13 protein-coding genes are annotated in these 16,731 nt (G+C 72.2%); 10 read left to right on the forward strand and 3 right to left on the reverse strand.

Annotation, left to right across the window (positions count from 1 at the left end; all coding sequences use genetic code 11):
• Positions 1-2: 2 nt before the first annotated feature.
• Positions 3-989, reverse strand: a complete 987-nt coding sequence (locus H297_RS0106380) for a hydroxyacid dehydrogenase (protein ID WP_027736356.1) — start codon at positions 987-989, stop codon at positions 3-5.
• Between the two features lie 276 nt (positions 990-1,265).
• Between H297_RS0106380 and H297_RS0106385 the strand changes: the two genes are divergently transcribed.
• From H297_RS0106385 to H297_RS0106405, 5 genes are all read left to right on the forward strand, one after another.
• Entirely contained in the window at positions 1,266-2,264 is a 999-nt protein-coding gene (locus H297_RS0106385; RefSeq protein ID WP_027736357.1) for an ABC transporter permease subunit, read from the forward strand.
• A 109-nt stretch (positions 2,265-2,373) separates the two neighbouring features.
• Positions 2,374-3,252 (forward strand): carbohydrate ABC transporter permease, encoded by an 879-nt coding sequence (locus tag H297_RS0106390; protein WP_027736358.1) that lies wholly within the window; start codon positions 2,374-2,376, stop codon positions 3,250-3,252.
• A 70-nt stretch (positions 3,253-3,322) separates the two neighbouring features.
• Positions 3,323-4,996 (forward strand): extracellular solute-binding protein, encoded by a 1,674-nt coding sequence (locus H297_RS0106395; protein WP_027736359.1) that lies wholly within the window; start codon positions 3,323-3,325, stop codon positions 4,994-4,996.
• Positions 4,993-6,498, forward strand: coding sequence for a M1 family metallopeptidase (locus H297_RS0106400; RefSeq protein ID WP_027736360.1), 1,506 nt, complete (start codon positions 4,993-4,995; stop codon positions 6,496-6,498). The genes H297_RS0106395 and H297_RS0106400 overlap by 4 nt, the downstream gene beginning before the upstream one ends.
• Positions 6,495-8,723: a right-handed parallel beta-helix repeat-containing protein gene (locus H297_RS0106405; protein ID WP_051351590.1), complete on the forward strand. Its 2,229-nt coding sequence runs from the start codon at positions 6,495-6,497 to the stop codon at positions 8,721-8,723. Before H297_RS0106400 ends, H297_RS0106405 begins: the two co-directional genes overlap by 4 nt.
• A 68-nt stretch (positions 8,724-8,791) precedes the next feature.
• Here H297_RS0106405 and H297_RS0106410 read toward each other — a convergent pair whose 3' ends face one another.
• On the reverse strand, positions 8,792-9,202 hold the full coding sequence (locus tag H297_RS0106410) for a rodlin (RefSeq protein WP_027736362.1): 411 nt from the start codon (positions 9,200-9,202) through the stop codon (positions 8,792-8,794).
• Between the two features lie 261 nt (positions 9,203-9,463).
• On the opposite strand from H297_RS0106410, the gene H297_RS34885 reads away from it, so the two are divergent.
• Positions 9,464-10,081 (forward strand): DUF6328 family protein, encoded by a 618-nt coding sequence (locus tag H297_RS34885; protein WP_051351591.1) that lies wholly within the window; start codon positions 9,464-9,466, stop codon positions 10,079-10,081.
• Positions 10,082-10,127: 46 nt separating this feature from the next.
• Here the strand turns inward: H297_RS34885 and H297_RS0106420 are convergent, their stop codons facing one another.
• Complete coding sequence (locus H297_RS0106420; protein WP_199787164.1) at positions 10,128-11,045, reverse strand: NADP-dependent oxidoreductase; 918 nt, start codon at positions 11,043-11,045, stop codon at positions 10,128-10,130.
• A 375-nt stretch (positions 11,046-11,420) separates the two neighbouring features.
• Here H297_RS0106420 and H297_RS0106425 point away from each other — a divergent pair, with 375 nt between their 5' ends.
• From H297_RS0106425 to H297_RS0106445, 4 genes are all read left to right on the forward strand, one after another.
• The gene (locus tag H297_RS0106425) at positions 11,421-12,251 is read left to right on the forward strand and encodes an IclR family transcriptional regulator (protein ID WP_027736364.1); all 831 of its coding nucleotides are present in this window, start codon (positions 11,421-11,423) and stop codon (positions 12,249-12,251) included.
• A gap of 138 nt (positions 12,252-12,389) precedes the next feature.
• Positions 12,390-14,066, forward strand: a complete 1,677-nt coding sequence (locus tag H297_RS0106435; protein ID WP_078513788.1) for an OPT/YSL family transporter — start codon at positions 12,390-12,392, stop codon at positions 14,064-14,066.
• Between the two features lie 138 nt (positions 14,067-14,204).
• A complete protein-coding gene (locus H297_RS0106440) occupies positions 14,205-15,269 on the forward strand; it encodes a 2,5-dihydroxypyridine 5,6-dioxygenase NicX family protein (RefSeq protein WP_027736366.1) in 1,065 nt (354 codons plus the stop codon).
• 83 nt (positions 15,270-15,352) lie between these two features.
• The gene (locus tag H297_RS0106445; RefSeq protein WP_051351592.1) at positions 15,353-16,702 is read left to right on the forward strand and encodes an alpha/beta fold hydrolase; all 1,350 of its coding nucleotides are present in this window, start codon (positions 15,353-15,355) and stop codon (positions 16,700-16,702) included.
• The last annotated feature ends 29 nt before the right edge of the window (positions 16,703-16,731 follow it).

A 16,731-nucleotide genomic window follows, 5' to 3' on the forward strand; every position in this document is an offset into this window, starting at 1 on the left:
CGTCACGCCAGGCGCTCCCACTCGGTGCGCCGCACCGGGTGGGCGAACGGCTCACCGCGCGCGTAGCGGGCCAGTTCGTCGACGGCCAGCGCCCCCAGCCGCGCCGTCTCGTTGCCCTGCGCCCCCGCCAGGTGGGGGGTGAGCAGGACGTTCGGGAGCTCCCACAGCGGGTGGTCGGGTGGGAGGGGTTCGGGGTCGGTGACGTCGAGGACGGCGTCGATCCTTCCGGCGGCCAGGTGCGCGGTGAGCGCCTCGGTGTCGACGAGCGCACCCCGCGCGGTGTTGACGAACAGCGTGCCGGCCTTCATCAGGCCGATCCTGCGGGCGTCCAACAGGTGGCGGGTGGCCGGGGTTTCAGGAGCGTGCAGGGTCACCACGTCACTGGCGGCCAGCAGGGTGTCCAGGTCGGCCGGGCTCGCCCCCAGGGCGTACGCCTCGGCGGCGGTCACGTAGGGGTCGTACAGCAGGACGCGGACGTCCAGGGCGCCGAGGAGTTCGACGAGGCGCCGCCCCGTCCGGGAGGCGCCGACGACGCCGACGGTCAGCCCGTTGGTGCCCAGCCAGTGGCGGTCTGCGAGGTCGGCTCCCGTGCGGTGGGTGCGGCGGGTGCGGAAGAGCTCCGCGAGGGGGAAGGTGCGCTTGGCGCCCATGATGACGGCCGCGAGGGTGAACTCGGCGACGGGCAGCGCGTTCGCGGCGGCGGCGGACGAGACGACGATCCCCCGCTCGAACACGGCCGGCCCGAGAAAGGTCTTGACTGTACCGGCCGCGTGGACGACCGCGCGCAGAGCGGGTGCGTGCTCCAACAGCCGGGCGTCGACGGGCGGGCAGCCCCATCCGGTGAGCAGCACCTCGCAGCGGGCCAGGGCGGCCCGCGACTGCGGGGATCCGAACTCCGCCAGGGGCTCGGGCGCTTGGAGCTCCGCCGTCTCGTCGAGCAACGCCCGGGTGGGAGCCGTGAAGAGGCGGTCGGTCAGCCCCGGCGCCATGGCCAGCAGGGTGCGCGGGCGGCGGTCGGGCCGCGCCGGGGTGTCCGTACCGGCTTGTGCCGGCGCCTCGTCGGTGGTGCGCACCTTGCCTCCGGACAGTAAACGCATTCTATGGACTGAGGGAAAAGCTAGGGATCGCCTGAAGCCGCGTCAAGCGGTCCACCAGCGAAGCAGGAACAGCGTGACGTTCCCTCTCTTGACGCTTCACGTAAGCGGTTACTACGTTGCGGGCCCAGTAGGCCCCGTGGCATCGCCCCAGCCCGACAGGACCGCATCATGGCTGACACAGCTCCCCCGGTACCGCTGGACTCTCCACCCGAAGGCGCCCGAAGACCCGCCGCCCCGGCCCGCGGACGCCGGCTGGGCCTGTGGCAGCGGATCAAACGGGACCGGGTGATGCTGCTGCTCGCCCTGCCCGGGCTGCTGTACTTCGTGGTCTTCCACTACGTCCCGCTGCTCGGCTACGTGGTGGCCTTCCAGGACTACCAGCCCTACCTCGGCTACCTGCACAGCGTCTGGGTGGGCTTCGGCAACTTCACGGCGGCGTTCGCGCAGCCCGCATTCTGGTCCGCGGCCGGGAACACCGTGCAGATCGCCGTCGTCCAGCTCGTCTTCTTCTTCCCGGTGCCCATCGCACTGGCCCTGCTGCTCAACAGCGTCGCCAGCGACCGGATCCGCCGCTTCGTGCAGAGCGTCGTCTATCTTCCGCACTTCATCGGCTGGGTCATCATCGTCTCGGTCTTCCAGCAGATCCTCGGTGGTGCCGGCCTGCTCCCCGACGTCCTGGGCAACCTGGGGCTGCCCCGCTACGACATGATGAGCGACCCGGACGCCTTCCCCTGGCTGCTCACCCTGCAGACCGTCTGGAAGGACGCGGGCTGGGGCACCATCATCATCCTCGCGGCACTGCTGAACATCGACCGGCAGAGCTACGAGGCCGCGGCGATCGACGGCGCCGGGCCGGCCCGACGGCTGTGGCACGTGACCCTGCCAGGGCTCGCCCCGGTCATCATCCTGCTGCTGATCCTCAACCTGGGCCAGATCCTGTCGGTGGGCTTCGAACAGATCCTGCTGCAACGGGACGCGGTGGGCCCCGGCGCCGGAGAAGTGCTCGACACCTACGTCTACTTCCACGGCATCAAGGACAACGACTGGGGCGTCGCCGCGGCCGTGGGCCTCGTCAAGGCCGTCATCGGCACCGCCCTCGTCCTGGGCGCCAACACGTTCGCCCACCGACTCGGCCACGAAGGGGTGTACCGCGGTGCTGACCGCTGACCAACGCACCGACGACTCCGCACCGGTACCGGGCCCCCGCACCGGGCAGCCCGGCGGACGCGCGCGCCGCACCACCGCGTGGACCGCGGCCGCGGGGCGACGCGCGACGGTGGACCGACCGCCGTGGCAGGAGCAGCCGCGCAGGAGCACGGTGGCGGCGAAGGCCGTCGCCCTCACGGTGGTCGTGCTCGCCGTCGCCTACCCGCTGCTGGGCGTGATCGGGACGAGCTTCGCCTCCCAGACCGACATCGTCGAAAGCACCGGGCTCGTCCTGTGGCCCGACCACCCGTCCCTGGAGGCGTACCGCACCCTGTTCACCGGCGGAGTCGTCCTGCGCGCCCTGCTGGTCAGCGTCGGCATCACCGTGCTGGGCACCGCCGCCAGCCTGCTCATCACCATCGGCATGGCCTACGGGCTGTCCCGGCGGGAGGTCACCGGGTCCCGGTTCATGCTGATGACGGCCCTGTTCACGATGCTGTTCAACCCGGGCATCATCCCCAACTTCCTGCTCATCGACCAGCTCGGCCTCTACGACACCTACGCCGCGCTCGTGCTGCCCACCCTGGTCAGCGCCTTCAACCTGGTGGTCCTCCGCTCGTTCTTCATGAACCTGCCCGACGAACTCCTCGATGCGGCACGCGTGGACGGAGCGGGCGACCTGCGCATCCTGGTACGCATCGTCCTGCCGCTGTCCAAGGCCGTCCTCGCCGTGATCAGCCTCTTCTACGCCGTCACCTACTGGAACGCCTTCTTCAACGCGCTGCTGTATCTCGACGACGCGGAGAAGTGGCCGATCCCGCTGGTGCTGCGGACCTTCGTGCTGCAAGGGCAGAGCCTGAGCGGGACCGCGCTCGGCGAGACCACCGCGCCCCACCAGTCCGTGCAGATGGCCGTTCTCGTGGTCGCCGTCGTACCGATCCTGCTCGTCTACCCCTTCCTCCAGCGCTACTTCACCAAGGGAGTCCTCACCGGTGCCGTCAAGGGCTGAGCGCGTCCCACCGGCCCGGCCCCGCCCCGTCGCCCTCCGCCCGCCCCTCCCTACGCAAGGAGATGACCAGGTGCCGCCCTCCACCCCGATCGGCCGCAGAGCGCTGCTGCGCACCGCTGCCGGGCTCTCCCTGGGGCTCGCCGGGACCCCGTTGCTGGCCGGCTGCGGCGACGGGGGCGTACAGGCCGAGGCCGGGCCGCGCAGCTCCGCACTGCTGCCCACCACCGCGCTGCGCGACATCGGCCTGAAGCCGGATCTGCCGGGCACGTCCGAGGGGGTGCCGCAGGCGTTCTTCCGCTACCCGGCGAAGCCGCTCCCGTCCGTCGAGGGGCATCCGCTGCGGGGCGCCGACCCCGTCTCGGCCGCCGTGGAGACCTTCGCACCGCCGCCCACCGGGCGCGACGAGAACGCCGCGTGGCGGGCGATCGAGAAGAAGCTGGGCGGCTCCGTCGACCTCACGGCCGTGCCCGCCGACGACTATCCGGGCAAGTTCTCCACCATGATCGCCGGGCACAACCTGCCCGATCTGTTCATGTACCCGGAGACCGGCGGCGTCGACAACATCGCCGGCTTCCTCGCGGCCACCTGCGCCGACCTGACGCCGTTCCTCGCCGGCGACAAGGTGAACGCCTACCCCAACCTCGCCGCGATCCCGAAGTCCGCATGGCAGAAGGCCGTCTTCAACGGAAAGCTGTACGGCATACCGATCTCCCGAGGTGTCACGGGCGGCGCCGGCGTCTACCGCCACGACCTGTTCGCCCGCGCGGGAGTCGACGATCTCGACGAGATCACCGGACTCGACCGGTTCGTCGAGCTGTGCCGCGAACTGACCCGGCCGAGGCAGGACCAGTACGCGATCATGGCGAACGTCACCAACCTGCTGGCCATGTCGGCGGGTGCGCCCTACTTCTGGCGGATGGACGCCAGGAGCGGCACCTTCACCGCCGACCTGGAAACGGACGAGTACCGTCTCGCCGTCGAGACGGCCCGGAAGCTGCATGCGGCGGGCTGCTTCTATCCCGGCTCGCTGGGCATGTCGGGCGCTCAGAAAGCCCAGTACACCGACCTGTTCAAGAGCGGCAAGGCCGCCTACGTCTACGACGGGATGCCGACCTACCTGACGCCCAGCACCGGCTACGTCGCCGCCATGGCCGCGGTCGACCGGTCCTACGACCCGCGCCCCATGGTCCCGTTCGGCCCGCGTGCCGTCGCCTGGACGGACAACGTGACGCTGTCGAACACCTTCATCTCGAAGGCGTCGCCCGCACGCGTCAGACAGGTGCTCGCCGTGGCGGACTTCGCTGCCGCGCCGTTCGGCAGCACGGAGTACACCCTCATCAACTACGGCGTGGAGGGCACCGACTTCACGCGGGACAAGCACGGCAACCCGGTGCTCACCAAACGCGGCACCCAGGATGTGGCGGCGCCATGGAAGATGCTCGCCTCGGCCGTCCCCGCCGTCTTCGACTCCGCATCCGAGAGCGCGGTGCGCCACGTCCACGCGGCCTACTCGAAGATGATCCCGAAGGTGGCCGACAACCCCACCCTCGCGCTCTTCTCCCCTACCTGGGAAGCCAAGGGCAGCGGCAGCCTCCTCACGCTCAAGCAGGACGGCCTGGGGGACATCATCTCCGGCCGCAAACCGATGTCCGCCTACGACAGCCTCGTCAAGGAGTACCTGGACAAGGGCGCCGAGAAGGCCCGAGCCGAGTTCGAGGAAGCCGTCCAGAAGGGGACGAAATGAGCCGTCAGCCCGCCAGCCGGCGTACCGCCCTGCGTGCGGGAGGAGCAGCGGTGGCCACCGCCGTCACCGCTCCCGCCCTCGCTGCTCCCGCCCTCGCCGCGCAGCCGAACGGCCCCGGGGGTGGCGGCCTTGCCGGGCGGGCTCCGCGACCGGGTTCCGACGGGCTCGGCGACCCGCTCTTCCCGACACTGGGCAACGGCGGCTACCGGGTCGGCCACTACGACCTGACCTTCGACTTCACCCCGACCCGGTACGACTACACCGGCCGCGTCGTGCTGCACGCCCGCGCCACCCAGGCCCTTTCCGCCTTCAACCTGGACACCGACGGCCACACGATCGACTCCGTCGCCGTCGACGGGCACGCGGCCGCCTGGAAGCTGTCCGAGGGGGAGAGCGGGCAGGAGCTCACCGTCACCCCGAAGCGGGCGCTGCGGCACGGCGCCGCCTTCACGGTCGAGGTCCGCTACCACGGCAACGGCAAGGGGCCACGCTCCGGGCTGACCGGCTGGAACTTCGGCTCCGACGGCGGCTTCGCCTGCGCCGCCCAGTCCTCCCGGGCGGACACCTTCTTCCCCTGCAACGACCACCCCTCCGACAAGGCGACCTGGACCTTCCACATCGCCGCCCCCCAGGGGTATGTCGCCGCCGCCAACGGCGAGCTGCTGCGCAGGACGCCGCGCGCCGACGGCTCCAGCGTCTGGCACTTCGCCCTGCGTGAGCGCATGGCCACCGAACTCGTGGGCATCGCGGTGGTCAAGGGCACGTACCTGTACGGCAGCAGCCACCGCGGCCTGCCGCTGCGGCACCTCGTCCCGCGGGGCCAGGAGGAGACGTACCGGCCCGTCGTCGCCCGCACCGCCGACCACCTCGACTGGCTGGAGGCGAAGTTCGGGCGCTACCCGTTCTCCCTCTACGGCTGCCACCTCTACGACGGCTACTCCGACGCCCTGGAGAACCAGACGCTCAGCCTCTTCTCCACGCACTGGTTCGAGCCCGACGACCAGGGACGGCCGGTGTGGGAGACCACCATGGTGCACGAGCTGGTGCACCAGTGGTACGGCGACTCCGTCACACCCGCCGACTGGCAGCAGGCGTGGCTGAACGAAGGGCCCGCCGTCTACTACGCGGCGCTCTACGGGCAGGAGCGGGGCTGGTCGGTCCTGGAGGAGAAGATGAAGGCCACCTATGCCCAGCTCGACAAGGTCCGCGCCGAGCACGGGCCGCCCGGGCGCCCTGGGGAGCTGGGCGGGACCAGCATCTACGACGGTGGCGCACTCGTCCTGTACGCGCTGCGGCTGCGGACGGGCGAGCGGCGCTTCGCCCGCGTCATGCGGTCGTGGCCCGAGCGCTTCAAGGACCGCAACGTCACCAGCGAGGACTTCGTCCGGCACGCCGTGCGCGAGACCGGTGACCGCTCCTTGGAAAGGTTCTTGCGCGCCTGGCTGTTCGGCCCCGTCAACCCGCCCATGCCCGGCCGACCCGATTGGAAGGCAGCCGCGTGAACCGTCTCCCCTACACCCTGCCCGCACTCCGCCGTGCGGCCACCGCCGTACTGACGGCGACACTCCTGGCGTTGCCCTTCCTCCCCGCCGCGCAGGCCGCGCCCGGGCCCCGCACCCTCTACGCGGCGCCACACGGTGACGGCGACTCCTGCACCGCCGCCCGCCCGTGCTCCCTGGAGGGGGCGCGGGACGCGGCCCGCACCGTGACCGGCCGCGACGTGCGGATCCTCCTCGGGTCGGGCACGTTCACGCGTACCGGGCCGCTGCGCCTGGGCGCGCGGGACTCGGGACGGGACGGCCACACCGTCACCTGGGGTGCCGCCCCCGGCGCCCACCCCGTGCTGTCCGGCGGCAGGGCACTGGCCGGCTGGTCCCCCCACGGGGACGGGACCTGGAGCACCCGTGTGCCCGACGGTGTCACCCCGCGGCAGATGTTCGTGGACGGCAAGCGCGCCACCCGGGCACGCGGCGAGGCCTGCCCGGCCGAGGTCTGCGACGCCTCCACGGCCGGGATGAATGGTGCCGAGGCAACCGGTGCTGCCGAGTGGAAGCGACCCGCGGACGCCGAGGCGGTCGTCAAGGTCCGCTGGCGCAACTACCACTGCCGGATCACCGGCGTGCACGGGGACACCCTCTCCTTCGCCCGGCCGTGCTGGACCAACTCCGCGAGCGGCACCGGGCGCACCGGCCCGTCCTGGGACAGCACCACGGTCGACTCGGAGGGCTACAGCGGAGTCGCCTTCTTCGAGAACGCCGTCGAACTGCTCGACGCACCCGGTGAGTTCGCCTGGAACTCGAAGGAGCGCACGGTCACCTACCTGCCGCGCAAGGGTGAGAACATGCGCCGCGCCCAGGTCGTCACCCCGCACACCGAGCAGCTTCTCGTCATCGACGGCGCACACCGGGTGACCGTCAGCGGTATCTCCTTCGCCCACGCCGCCTACCGGCAGCCCGACACCGACGAGGGTTACGCGGGTGCCCAGGCCGGCTTCACCCTCACCGGCGCGAACGGGCCCGTCGACCACGCCGGCCGCCACTACACCAAGCCGTCCGCAGCGCTCACCGTGCGGGGCGGGCGCGGCATCACCGTCGACCGCGCCCGGTTCAGCCACCTCGGCGGCGCGGGCGCCGTCCTCGAAGCCGGGACCAAGGACTCCGCAGTCACCCGCTCCTCCTTCACCGACCTGTCCTCCGGCGCCGTCTACGTGGGGGACACCGAGCCGCGCCCCACCGACGCGCTCACGGGCGAGCGCAACACCGTCGCCCGCAACACCATCCGGCACACGGGCGTGGAGTACACCGACTCCGTGGGCATCTGGGCCGGGTACGAGGCCGAACTGACCCTCGACCACAACACCCTCGACCATCTGCCCTACTCCGGCATCTCCGTCGGCTGGGGCTGGAACCAGCCGGAGGCGAGGCGCTCCGTCCTCCGCGACAACCAGATCACCCGCAACCGGCTGACCCACGTGCTGGAGGTGGCCCACGCCCAGCACGACGGCGGCGCCGTCTACACCCAGGGCTCCCAGCCGGGCACGGTGATCAGCGGCAACTACCTCGACCGCTCGGGGTACGGCAACACCGAGCGCGACGGCAACGGCATCTACCTCGACGAACAGAGCAGCCACATCCGTGTCGAGCGCAACGTGGTCACCCGCGTCGGCTACAAGTGGGTCTCCAACTGGGCCGACTACGGGATCGAGAACACCGTGCGCGGCAACTGGGCGGACACCGCCGCCCCCGACCTCGGTGGCCGTGGCTCGGTGATGACCGGCAACCGGACCGGGCTGGACACGCTGCCGGCCGAGGCCCTGCGTACCGCGGCCTCGGCGGGGGCCCGTCCCGGGCCCGTCGATCCCCTGCGCCGCGACCTGGCTCGCAGCGGCACCGCGAGCCAGTCCTCCACCGACGGCTCGGCCGCGGCGGACCTCGCGCTCGACGGCGACGTCACGACCGACACCCGCACGCTCGCCGAGCCGGGCGCCTGGTGGCGCGTCGACCTCGGCCGCCCCCAGCGCGTCGGCCGGGTCGAGGTGTGGAACGACTCGGAGATGGCCACCGCGGACTTCGACGTCGTCACCGACACCGGCACCGTCCACGTGCGCGGCACCGCGCTGCGCCCCACTCCGGTGGACCTGCACAGCACGACCCGGTACGTCGCCCTCAAGCTGACCGGTACCGGCCGGATGGCACTCTCGCACGTCCTGGTCCACCCGGCGCCGTAGTGCGCGGCACGGCCACGGGCCGGGCACCGGTACACGCCGGTGCCCGGCCCGTGGCCGACTCGTCCTCCTCAGCGGTTGCCGGCGCCGTTCCCCGACAGCAGCGGCACGTCGTCCACCACGTGCGAGAGCGGCTCGTCACCCTTGTCCTGCGCGGAGTTGTCCGCGCACTGCTGGTTCTGCGGCTGCGAGAGGACGTTGACGTCCTGCACGGCGACGTTGGCGATGATGCCGACGACCGACCCCGCGTTGACGTCGGCGGGCAGCCCGACACACAGCTTGTTCAAAGTGCCCTGCACGAGTTCGAACTGCGGGCTCCCGTTGCCGCCGGTCGCGGCGTTGCCGTAGGACTGGTCGGCACCGTTGCCGTTGACCGTGGTGGTTCCCTGGTCGTCACCGACGGCCAGGGCCTGGGGTGCCGCGGCGGCGGAGGCGCCCACCAGGGAGGCCGTGAGCGTCGCCGCTGCCCACATCTTCTTCATCACCGGATCTCCTTCTCGGCTCTTTCACGTGGATCACCCTGGCGAACCCCGGCAGCCCGCGGACAGTTATCACGCTTCACCCGAACGGGAGGACGGGCCGTCGCCTCGGACGGGCACCCCGCCTCCACAGCACGCCCGCCGGCACCGGCCTGCGCATACATGCGGCCGCAGAGGGCACCTGAACCTCCCTCGGACGGGGCGAGCGGGACGAAGCGGGACGTCGAGAAGGACTGGGAGAACGGGGAGGACGGGGAGAACGCCATGGCCCTCACACAGGAGCCGGCCGAGCAGGCGCGAGCCGGGGACCGGGCGGCCCCGGGAGGCGAACCGGTACCGGGCCCGGGCCCGGACGGCCGGGCGGTGGACGAGGCGGAGCCGCCGGAGTCGGCACGCGAACGCGTCAACCGAAGATGGATCGAGACCCTTCAGGAGACCCGGGTCGCCCAGACCGGTGTACAGATCCTCTTCGGTTTCCTGCTCAGCGTCGCCTTCACCCCGCTCTTCCGCGACCTGCACACCTTCGACCGCGTCGTCTACACCGTCACCGTGGTGCTCGGCGCGTCCGCCACCGCGGCACTGATCGCCCCCGTCTCCCTCCACCGGTTCCTGTCGGGACAGCGCATGAAGGACGACGTGGTGCACGCCGCCGGGCGGCTCATGGTGTGCGGAATGGTGCTCCTCTCGCTCACCATCAGCGGGACGCTGCTGCTGATACTGCGCGTGGTGGTACCGGGGCTGCTCGCGGAGTTCCTGGTCGGCTGCGTCATGCTCTGGTTCGCGGTGTGCTGGTACGGCCTGCCGTGGTGGCTGCGTCACCGCTCCGGGCGGCGGACCGGACGCGGAGGGCCCCCGCCGTCGCCGCCACGCGGCCCGCGGTGAGGGGCCGCACCCGCGCCGGGCGGGGCGGCCCTTGGCAGGTGTGGTGTCAGGGGGTGACGACGATTTTGCCGTGCACGTGGCCCGCCTGGCTCAGTTCGAAGGCGTCGGCCAGTGCGGTCAGCGGGAACGTCTCGGCGACCCTGACCGACAGCCGGTCCGCGTCGGCCAGGTCCGCCAGCGCGGTCAGGCCGTCCGCGTCGGGACGTACCCACATCCACTGTCCGCCGTGGCGCGTCACCGTGTCGTCCGCGATGGAGGCGTGGCGGCCCCCGTCGGCCAGGACGGCCAGTGTCGCATCGAGGACTCCGCCGACGAAGTCGACGACCACCTCGACGCCGTCCGGGGCCAACTCCCGTACCCGCTCGGGGAGTCCTTCGCCGTAGGCCACGGGTTCGGCCCCGAGTTCCCGCAGCCGCCCGTGGTTGGCCGGCGAGGCGGTGCCGATGACGCGGGCCCCTTTCGCCCGGGCGATCTGCACCCCCAGGGAACCGACCCCGCCGGCCGCGTTGTGCACCAGCACCGTCTCGCCCCGGCCCGTCCCCAGCCGGGTGAGCGCCTGGTAGGCCGTCAGCCCCGCCAGGGGGAGGCCCGCCGACTGCTCCCAGGTCAACGAGGAGGGGCGCCGCGCCAGGCACCGCACGGGGACGGTGACGAACTCGGCGAACGTCCCACCGTGCACGTAGTCCTTGCGGGCGTAGGCGATCACCTCGTCCCCACGGGAGAACTCGGGCACATCGATCCCGACCTGCTCGACGACACCGGCGACGTCCCAGCCCGGAACGACGGGGAAGACCGTGTCCATCAGGTCCTTCAGACCGCCGGCCATGATCTTCCAGTCGACGGGATTGACCGCCGCGCAGCGGACCCGGACCAGCACCTCTCCCGGCCCCACCTTGGGCAGCGGCTGCCGGGTCACGGCCAGCACCTCCGTGCCGCCGAACCGGTCGTAGGTCATCGCCTGCATCGTCTCGCCGTCGGGGTTGCCCTTGGCCATGGTGATCGCGCCCTTCCTTCGGTGCTCTTCGGTCGGTCTCGGGCCGGGAGGCCGGAGTCCGAACAGTACGGGTAGCCCGGTGGCACGGCCCGACAGCGTGGCGGCGGTCACGTCCGGACGGGTGGCCACCGCGGGATGCTGGAAGCCCCGCCCGGTCCGGTCGGTCCCGGCCCGGTCGGCCTGTGGTGCGTTTCGCCGTCCCAGGGCCCCCGGCGTCCGCGAAACCCTTGACACCTCTGTGAGCCGGACCCATAGTGCTCCCCTCACAGCGCAACAGCGTTGCGCTGAGCGCACCGGCACAGGGTGCGACACGGCAGGCAGCACGGCACAGCAGGAGGTGGGCGGATGGCCGGGACCACGGGCCGGTCGCCGCGCGCGACGGAAGATTCCGGCACAGCCCCGGCGACCGCTCGGGCGCCGGGCCGCGCGACGGCGACGCTGCAGTCCGCCGACCGCGCCCTGGTGGCGCTGCTCTCCTTCACCGAGCAGCGGCCCGAGTGGGGCGTCAGCGAGCTGGCTCGGCACCACGGCTGGGACAAGGCTGTCGCTCAGCGGCTGTTGACGACCCTCGCCGAACGAGGCTTCCTGATGTGCGACAGCACGACCCGCCGCTACCGGCTCGGACCGGCCGTCTCCCGGCTGGCGCGGGTCGGTGAGCACAGCGGGGTGCTGCCGTCACTGGTCCGGCCGGTGCTGGCGCGCCTGCTGCGCGAGACGGGCGAGAGTGTCGTGCTCAACGTGCCCAACGGGGGCGGCTACCGCTGCGCCGCCGCCGTCGACGGCACCGGCCCGATCCGCTACACGGCACTGGTGGGCGCCCTGATGCCCGGGCACGCCGGAGCCTCCGGACATGCGATCTTCGCCTACTACCCCGAGGCGGAGATCCGGCAGATCTTCGGGGCCACCGCCCTGCAACGCTTCACCCCCACCACCCTGACCGGCCTCGACGCCCTGCTGGAGCGGTACGCACAGCTCCGCGAGCGCGGCTGGGGCATCAGTCACGGCGAGTACGACGAGGCGGTCACCGCCGTGTCCGCCCCCGTCTTCCAGGCCGGTTCCGTCGCGGCGTCCCTCACCGTCATCGGTCCCGCCCACCGCGTCGAGGCCGCCGCCGACTCCCTCGTGGCAGCCGTACGGGCCGGGGCGGCCGAGGCGACCAGGGCCTTCGGCGACTGACCGCCTGCCGACCCCTACCGCTGCCCCCTCTCCCCCGTCCCGACTTCCGTATCCGGTTCCTCCCTTCCGCACATCAGCCCGGTCGCGGCGTGCTCCCGCGCCCTGCCGCGGCTCCGCCCTGCCCTTGCGAGGTCCGCCATGCCTTCTTCCGCCTCACCGGACACGGACGCCACCGAGGTGTCACCCGGCGGAGCACCCGCCTCCCCGCCGCGGGCCACCGAACCGTTCGTGTGCACCGTCCTGGTCGTGCTGTCCGTCGTGGGTGCCGTCATCGGCATCGATCTGGTGGCCAAGCTGGGGATCTCCGCGAACACGGCGGTCGTCGGAGCGCTCCTCGCCATGCTGATCGGCCGCATGCCGCTGACGCTGCTGCGCCGTATGCGCTCGGTGCACCGGCAGAATCTGGCCCAGACCGCCATCTCGGCGGCGACGTTCGCCGCCGCCAACGCGCTGCTGACCTCGGCGGCCGTGCCCTGGGTCTTCGGTCGCAAGGACCTGGTGTGGCCGATGCTGGCGGGCTCGTTCATCGGCCTGCTCATCGACGCCTGGGTGCTCTACCGCTCCTTCGGCTCGCGACTGCTGCCCGCCGAGGGCCCGTGGCCCCCGGGGGTGGCCGCCGCCGAGACCATCCAGGCCGGGGACAAGGGCGGCAAGCGGGCTGCGGTGCTCGCCGGCGGCACGGTGGCCGGACTCGTCGGTACCCTCTTCCAGCTGCCGCTCTCGGCCGCCGGTGTCGCCTTCCTCGGCAACATCTGGGCGCTGCTGATGTTCGGCATCGGGCTGGGACTGCGGGAGTTCGGACCCGAGCTGTTCGGCACCGACCTGGGCACCGGCTACGTACCGCACGGCGTGATGGTCGGCGCGGGGCTGGTCGCGCTCGGGCAGGCGGTGACCGTCCTGGCACGGCGCGGAAAGCGGCGCGGTGCCCGTGCGGAGCCGGTGTCCGCCACGCCCCCCGCCACCTCTTCCGCGTCTTCCTCCCCCGCGGCTCCCGTCGTGGACGAGGCCGCGCTCCGCCGAGCCCTGCTGCGCGGCTACGCCCTGTTCACAGCGGGCGCGGCCGTGCTCGCCGTGGCGGGCGGGCTGTTGGGACGGATGAGCGTGCCGGCGCTGGTCGGCTGGGTGCTGTTCGCCGCGCTGGCGGCACTGGTGCACGAGCTGATCGTGGGGCTGGCCGCGATGCAGTCCGGCTGGTTCCCGTCCTTCGCCGTCACACTGATCTTCCTGATTCTGGGCCTGGTCATCGGCATCCCCTCGGTACCGCTCGCCCTGCTGGTCGGCTATGTCTCGGCCACCGGGCCCGCGTTCGCCGACATGGGGTACGACCTGAAGGCGGGCTGGCTGCTGCGCCGCGACCACCGGCCCTGGGACCCGTGGGAACGGGCCGGGAGGCGCGAGCAGTTCCGGGCGGCGCTGATCGGATTCGCCGTGGCCCTGGCGGTGGTGGCCGTGCTGTGGCAGTCGTACTTCCGGCAGGGGCTGATACCGCCGGTCGCCCAGGTCTACGCGGACACCGTCCGGCACGGACTCGGTGACAGCGACGCGCTGCGCACGATGCTGCTGTGGGCGATCCCCGGCGCGCTGATCCAGTTGCTGGGCGGTACCCGGCGGCAGATGGGCGTCATGCTGGCGACCGGGCTGCTGATCCTCACCCCGCACGCCTGTCTGATGGTGCTGGCCGGACTCGCGGTGCGCGTCGTCTACCGGCGGCTGCGCGGCGGCGAACGGGCCGACACGGAGCTCAACCTGGTCGGTGCCGGGCTGATCGCGGGCAGCTCGCTGGGGGACTCGGCGCAGATCATCAAGGCCGGGTGAGCCCCGTATGAGCGCCCCGCTCCCCCGCCGGGCCCGCCCGCCCCCTCCCGCACCCAGCCGCCGGCCCGCCGCGCCGGACGCTCCGTCCACCACGCGGAGCCGGCCCACCGTACGACGCACGCAGCACGAGGAGACCCCATGGAAATGCACAGCCGTCTCGAACCGCGCCCCGAGTACCTCGGCTTCGAACTGGCGCTGGCCGCACGGAAGCTGGTCGAGCAGGTCATGCTCGTCAAGCCGGGCGAACACGTCGTCCTGACCGGTGACACCAGCAGCGACCGCCGTGTCGTCGACGCCACCGCGCACGCTGTCGCCGCCGCCGGTGCCCACCCCGTCGTCGTCTGGTACGAGACGCTGCCCGGCTCGTCCATGGAGCCGCCCCGGCCGGTCGCGGGAGCCATCGCGGACGCGGACGTGTGGATCGAGTTCGCCGTCTCCTACCTCATGCACTCCGACGCCTTCCGCACCGCCATGCACAACGGCTGCCGCTACACCAACCTGACCGCCATGGACGTGCAGATGCTCGTCGCCACCGTGGGCCGCCCCGACTTCGACGGTGTCATACGGCTCGGCAAGGCGCTGGTGAAGCTGCTGGAGGACGCCGACGAGGTGCGCATCACCTCCGCGAACGGCACCGACATCCGCGGCCGCAACGGCGACCGCCCCGTCAATCTGCGCGGCAAGCCCGCCGAGAAGCCGGGCGAGACCGTCATGCTCTCCGGGCAGATCTCCTGGAACCCCCTGGAGGAGACGCAGAACGGCACGCTCGTCTTCGACGGTGCGCTGTGGCCGCCGGACGAACTGGGGCTGCTGCGCTCCCCGGTCCGCTGCACCGTGGAGAACGGCGTCGTGACCGCCGTAGAGGGCGGCCAGGAAGCAGCGACGTTCCGCCGCTGGATGGAGTCGTGGGACGACCCGAACATGTTCCGGGTCGCGCACTGGTCGCTGGGGTTCAACCCCGGTGTCCCGGCCCCCACCGGACGCATCGTGGAGGACGAGCGGGTCTTCGGCTGCGTGGAGCTGGGCATCGGCACCAAGGGCGCCTGGATCGGTGGCGAGCCGTGGGTCGCGGCCGCCCACACCGACGGCAGCGTGCTGGGCCCCTCCCTCTATCTGGACGGCGAGGCCATCGAGAAGGACGGCCACTACGTGCACCCGGAGCTGGTCCGCATCTGCGCCGAGCTCGGCGTCGCGGGCTACTGACAGGCAGCGCACCAGCCCTCGCACCGCGGGCGGGGAGGGCGGCCCTCGCACCTCCCCGCCCCGCCCTCTTCCTGGAGCCACGCATGAACTCCCCCACCGGGCCCCGTCCCGAGCCCCCGGTCACCTACCGCCACGACGGACTGGTCTGCACCGACCACACCCTCGACGTCCCCCTGGACCACGCCGACCCGCACGGCGCCTCGCTCTCCCTGTTCGCCCGCGAGGTCGTCGCGGCGGACCGCGAGGGGGAGGAACTGCCCCGGCTGCTGTGGCTGCAGGGCGGCCCCGGCGGACGCGCCGAGCGCCCCCACGCCGCCGGTGCCTGGCTGCGGCGTGCGCTGCGGGAGCACCGGGTCGTGCTGATGGACCAGCGCGGCACCGGACGCAGCACGCCCGCGAACCGCAGGACCCTGGCCGCCTTCCCCGACGCCGAGGCGAGCGCCGCCTACCTGGCGCACTTCCGCGCCGACTCCATCGTCCGCGACGCCGAACTGCTGCGCGGCCACCTGCACGGCGGCTCGGCCCCGCAGGACGCACCGCCCTGGACCGTGCTCGGCCAGAGCTTCGGCGGATTCTGTGCGCTGACCTACCTCGGCCTCGCCCCCGAGGGGCTGGCCCAGGTGCTGATCGCCGGTGGACTGCCCACGCTCACCGGGCACGCCGACGACGTCTACCGCGCCGCCTACGTCCGCACCCTCGCGCACAACGAGCGCTACTTCGCCCGCTACCCCGGCGACCAGGCCCTCGCCGACGCCGTTGCCGCACACCTGGCACGGCACGACGTGCGGATGCCGTCGGGCGAGCGGCTGAGCGTGCGCCGCTTCCAGACGCTGGGCATCACCTTCGGTACGGCCGCCAAGTTCGACAGTCTGCACTATCTGCTGGAGACGGCGTTCGTCACAGGGCCGCGCGGGCCGGAACTCTCGGATGCCTTTCTGCGCGGGGCCGACGCGGTGCTCTCCTTCGCCGAACGCCCCCTCTACGCGCTGCTGCACGAGCCGATCTACGCCCAGGGCGGCAGGCCGACCGCGTGGTCGGCGCACCGGGTCCGCGAGGAGTTCCCCACCTTCGACGCCGCGGGGATCACCGAGGGCGGTGCCGGGCCGCTCCGTTTCACCGGGGAGATGATCTACCCCTGGCAGTTCGAGGAGGATCCCGCTCTGGTGCCGCTGCGGGAGACCGCGGAGGTGCTGGCCCGGCGCACCGACTGGCCGGCTCTCTACGATGTGGACCGGTTGGCGGCCAACGAGGTGCCGGTCGTCGCGGCCGTCTACCACGACGACATGTTCGTCGACCGCGACCAGGCGCTGCACACCGCTTCGCTGGTACGCGGGTTGCGGCCCTGGATCACCGACACCCACGCCCACGACGGGATCCGTGTCGACGCGGCCGTGCTGGACCGCCTGCTGGCGATGGCCCGCGGCACCCTCTGAGCCGAGGGGCCGCGCACGGTCGGTACGGC

Source organism: Streptomyces sp. CNT360, assembly GCF_000424785.1.